Here is a 4,573-nt window from a genome sequence, read left to right on the forward strand (position 1 = left end):
CGGGCCAGGTGAAGTTCTATCCGGAAAACTGGGTGAATACCTACAACCAGTGGATGAACAATATCCAGGACTGGTGTATCAGCCGCCAGCTGTGGTGGGGCCACCAGATTCCCGCCTGGTATGACGAAGCCGGCCAGGTCTATGTGGGTCGCAATCTGGAAGAAGCCCAGGCGCAGGCGCCGGGCAAGACCTTGCGCCGCGACGACGATGTGCTCGACACCTGGTTCAGCTCGGCCCTGGTGCCATTCAGCACCCTGGGCTGGACTGGTGATGCGGAGAAGGATGCTGCCAATCCGGCGCTCAATGCCTTCCTGCCGTCCTCGGTGCTGGTGACCGGCTACGAGATCATCTTCTTCTGGGTAGCGCGGATGATCATGATGAGCACCCACTTTATCGGCCGGGTGCCGTTCAAGGACGTGTATATCCACGGCATCGTGCGCGACCATGAAGGCAAGAAGATGAGCAAATCGGAGGGCAATGTGCTCGATCCGGTGGACCTGATCGATGGCATCGCCCTGCCGGAGCTGGTGGGCAAGCGCACCACCGGCCTGCGCCGCCCGGAAAAAGCGCCGCAGATCGCCAAGCTCACCGAAAAGTTGTTCCCCGAGGGCATGCCGGCCTACGGCACCGACGCGCTGCGTTTCACCATGGCCAGCTATGCCACGCTGGGCCGCAATGTGAACTTCGACTTCAAGCGCGCCGAGGGCTATCGCAACTTCTGCAACAAGCTGTGGAACGCCACCCGCTTTGTGCTGATGAATGTGGAAGGGCACGATTGCGGAACAGACGAGAGCCTGCCGCTGAGCTTCTCCTTTGTCGACAAATGGATCATTGGCGAGCTGCAAAAGGTCGAGGCCGCCGTGGCCGAAGCACTCGACACCTATCGCTTCGACCTTGCCGCCCAGGCGATTTATGAATTCGTGTGGAACGAGTATTGCGACTGGTATGTGGAGCTGGCCAAGGTACAGCTGCAAGGTGGCGACGAAGCGCAGCAACGTGCTACCCGCCGCACCCTGGTGCGCGTGCTGGAAGTGGCGCTGCGCCTCGCGCATCCGATCATCCCCTTCATCACCGAAGAGCTGTGGCAAACGGTGGCGCCGCTGGCCAATGCCAAGAAGAGCGAATCGCTGATGCTGGCAGCCTGGCCGCTGGCGCAGCCAGAAAAAATCGATGCCGCCGCCAGCGCACGCATGGAGGTGTTCCGGGCCCTGACCATGGCGGTGCGTACCTTGCGCAGCGAAATGAATCTGGGCCCATCGCAGCGCGTGCCGCTGATTCTGGAAGGCGCCAGCAGTGAGCTGGCCGAGTTCGGCCCTTATCTGCAGCTGCTCGGTCGCTTGTCGGAAGTACAGGTGGTGGACGCCTTGCCGGCCGACGACGCCCCGGTGCAGGTGGTGGGCGGTACCCGCCTGATGCTGAAGGTGGAAATCGACAAGGCTGCCGAGAAAGTGCGCATTGCCAAGGAAGTGGCGCGCCTCGAAGGTGAAGTAGCCAAGGCCAACGCCAAACTGGCCAACCCGGCCTTTGCCGACAAGGCGCCGCCTGCAGTGGTGGAGCAGGAACGCAAGCGCCTGGCCGACTTTGGCGACACACTGGACAAGCTGAAGGCGCAGCTGGTGAAGCTGGGCTAGTGCGTTTGTACAGCTGATCGTAACGGCGCCGCCGCAAGACCATGGCGGCGCCATTTTGTGTGATTCAAATTCGAAACGAAGTCATGACGCTTACAAAAAAACTGATGTATACGACCCTTTTGTCGGCAGCAATCGCTATGCCGCTGTGGGCGGCCGACTGGACCATGTATCAAGGCAATGCCTCGCACACGGGTTATGTACCGCTTGATCTGTCGGTGCCGTATGGCCGTCTGGCATGGAAGGCGACTTCGCCATCCAGTCAGACACTGGGTCTCTCCGGCCAGCCTGCTGTGGCGGGTCAGCAAGTATTCGTGTCGTCAAGGAGCCAGCTGACGAGTTATTCGCTTGGCAATGGTGCGCTGCAATGGACGGCCGACATGGGCAATCCGCATAGCGCGACACCGCCGAGTTTCGACAATGGCAAGGTCTATGTGAAGACCATCAACCATTCCGGTGATACCTACCTTCGTGCCTATTCCGCTGTCGATGGCTCGCTGACTTTCCGCGTTGCACAACCGGCGCAGTGGGAAAGCTATTACGCCCCGACGATCTACGACGGCAAGGTGTATGTACCGAGTGGCGGGTATGGCGGTGTGGCTGCCATTGATCCGGCAGCTGCAAAAGAAAGCTGGTTTAGCGGCTTGTACTGGGAAGACAATTGGACACCGGCGGTCAATGCAAATTTTGTGTTCTCCTACCTCGGTGGAACGATGACTGCACTGGACCGCATCACCGGCAAGTCTGCCTTCACCATCGCTGATAAAGACTACAACTGGACCGGGTATAACGCTAAGCATGCACCGGTATTGGGTGGCAATAACGATCTCTTTGCTACCAATAACAACCGCTTGATCAAGTTCGACCTCAATGCCAAGAGTATCGCCTGGACCCAGCCGGGTGACGGCCAGCCAGCGGTCGCCAAGGGTATTGTTTACCATCGATCCAGTGGTGCACTGGCTGCCAGAGCTGAAACTGACGGCGCGCTTCTGTGGATGTGGGAGGCTCCTGCAGGTGAGGCCCTGGGAACCCAGTTCATCGTGACCGACACCCACGCGCTGGTGGCAAGCGGCAGCAAGACCTACGCGATCAATCTGACTACACATAAGGCCGACTGGTCGTACCCGGCTGCCGGCCCGATGGCCCTGACCGATAGCATGCTGGTGATTGCGGCAAATGATGGTGCCCTGTATGGCATCGCCAAGGGCGCACTGGATGATCTGCCGGATCCGATCAATTTTGCCAGCGTGACAGGTGCTGCTCCATCGACCGGTATCATCTCGACCGCCCAGACCGTGACGGGCATTAACGCTGCCGTGCCGATTTCGATCACCGGCGGACAGTATTCGATCAATGGCGGTGCGTTCACCAGCAATGCGGGTTTTGTGAACAGCGGCGACTCCTTGCGCGTAAACGTGGTGGCCTCGGCCAGTGCAGGTACCGTTGCCACGGCTACGCTGAACATTGGCTCGGGCCGTGCCAGTTTCTCGGTAACTACCAAGACCGCGGCGCCCCTGCCGGCTTCGTTCACACCTGGCATAACGGGTGCCGATATCAACAAGAGCCTGTCCGTTGCCGTCGACCCAGGTCTACTCACTGGCCAAAATGGCCAGATGTTCCTGGTGGCGCAGCTCAAGGGGCTCTGGCTGGCAAACAATGGCAATGGCTGGTTTTTCTGGGGCGGCGGTGATGTGCCCGCTTACTCGAGCGGCGTGCTTGCGCCGAAGACCGTTCAGATATTTGCCAATATCGACGTCAGCAATCTGCATGGCTTGCAGGTCTTTGCCGGCGTCGGTACTTCGGCATCCGACATGCTGCAAAACAAGCGCTATGCGGTGATCTACCAGCACGATTGATAAGCGGATACAGCGCAATCGCAATGAAGGCCGCGTAATCGGCCTTCTTATTGCCGACCTGGGTCGGCGATCAATGCCTGGCGCCCATCGGAATTGGCGTGTGGCCGCCCGTTTGGTAGCGGTCAGCCATCGCCATTACTGATGCCAAAACCTAGCAAGACAAGGCAATTGCCAGGATCGTTCGAGCCGCCGATGGTGAAGAAAACCTGATTCCGGAGACTGACTAGATGAGCATCCTTGCGCTACACCATATCCAGATCGCCATCCCCGCCGCAGGCGAAGCTGACGCTCGAGTGTTCTATGGCCAGTTGCTGGGCCTGCCGGAAATCCCCAAGCCCATGCCCTTGGCAGCGCGTGGTGGTGTGTGGTTCCAGTGTGGCGCGGTGCAGATACACCTCGGGATCGAGGACGACTTTCGCGCGGCCAAAAAGGCGCACCCGGCCTTTGTGGTGGGCGATCTGGTGGCCTTGGGCCAGGCGCTGAGTGCTGCCGGTTTTGCGTTTACCGAGCCACAAGAGGCGCTGAGTGGCTATCGGCGCGCCTTTACTGCCGACCCGTTCGGCAACCGGGTGGAGCTATTGCAGGCCCTGCCTGGCTGAACATTGCAGGAGCGGCACCAGCCGCGAATGCTGGCTGCTTTGCGGTACATGCTGTCCCACGGCTAACTCGTTCAATTGGTGAGCCATATCATGGAAGAAGACGAAATCGCCCAACAGATCGAGCTGGCACGCAAATCCGGCGAATTGCAGCAGGCGGCCAGCTTTGGCAAGCCGCTGGCAGACGACGACGCGTTTACCCAGACGCCCGACGCCCTGCGCATGCCCTTCAAAATTCTGAAGGATGCCGGTTGCGTGCCGCCAGAGGTGGATGCGCTGCGTTCGCGCAGCGCGCTGCAGGCGGCGCTGGCAGCAGCGCAAGACCCGGCCGAGCAGCGCGCCTTGCAGCAGCGCCTGAGCGAATTGGACCAGGCCATTGCCTTGCGCCTGGAAAGCCTGCGCAGTAGCGGCGTGCTGTGAGCGCAAAGGCCGGCTTGCCAGACCGGCTTGCGCGCTTTTACAGTGGGAACTTCTGTACAAACCGGACTGGGCT

At 60.1% G+C, this 4,573-nt stretch carries 4 protein-coding genes; all 4 read left to right on the forward strand.

Annotation, left to right across the window (positions count from 1 at the left end):
• On the forward strand, window positions 1-1,631 hold a 1,631-nt coding region (locus tag ACE3OH_RS19750), incomplete at its 5' end, for a class I tRNA ligase family protein (RefSeq protein ID WP_374357204.1).
• A gap of 104 nt (window positions 1,632-1,735) precedes the next feature.
• Window positions 1,736-3,484: a PQQ-binding-like beta-propeller repeat protein gene (locus tag ACE3OH_RS19755; protein WP_374357206.1), complete on the forward strand. Its 1,749-nt coding sequence runs from the start codon at window positions 1,736-1,738 to the stop codon at window positions 3,482-3,484.
• A gap of 227 nt (window positions 3,485-3,711) precedes the next feature.
• Entirely contained in the window at window positions 3,712-4,083 is a 372-nt protein-coding gene (locus ACE3OH_RS19760) for a VOC family protein (protein ID WP_374357208.1), read from the forward strand.
• Between the two features lie 90 nt (window positions 4,084-4,173).
• On the forward strand, window positions 4,174-4,500 hold the full coding sequence (locus ACE3OH_RS19765) for a DnaJ family domain-containing protein (protein ID WP_374357210.1): 327 nt from the start codon (window positions 4,174-4,176) through the stop codon (window positions 4,498-4,500).
• Window positions 4,501-4,573: the final 73 nt, after the last annotated feature.

Origin of the sequence: Chitinimonas sp., assembly GCF_041904975.1 — a bacterium.
Taxonomy (GTDB): Bacteria; Pseudomonadota; Gammaproteobacteria; order Burkholderiales; family Chitinimonadaceae; genus Chitinimonas.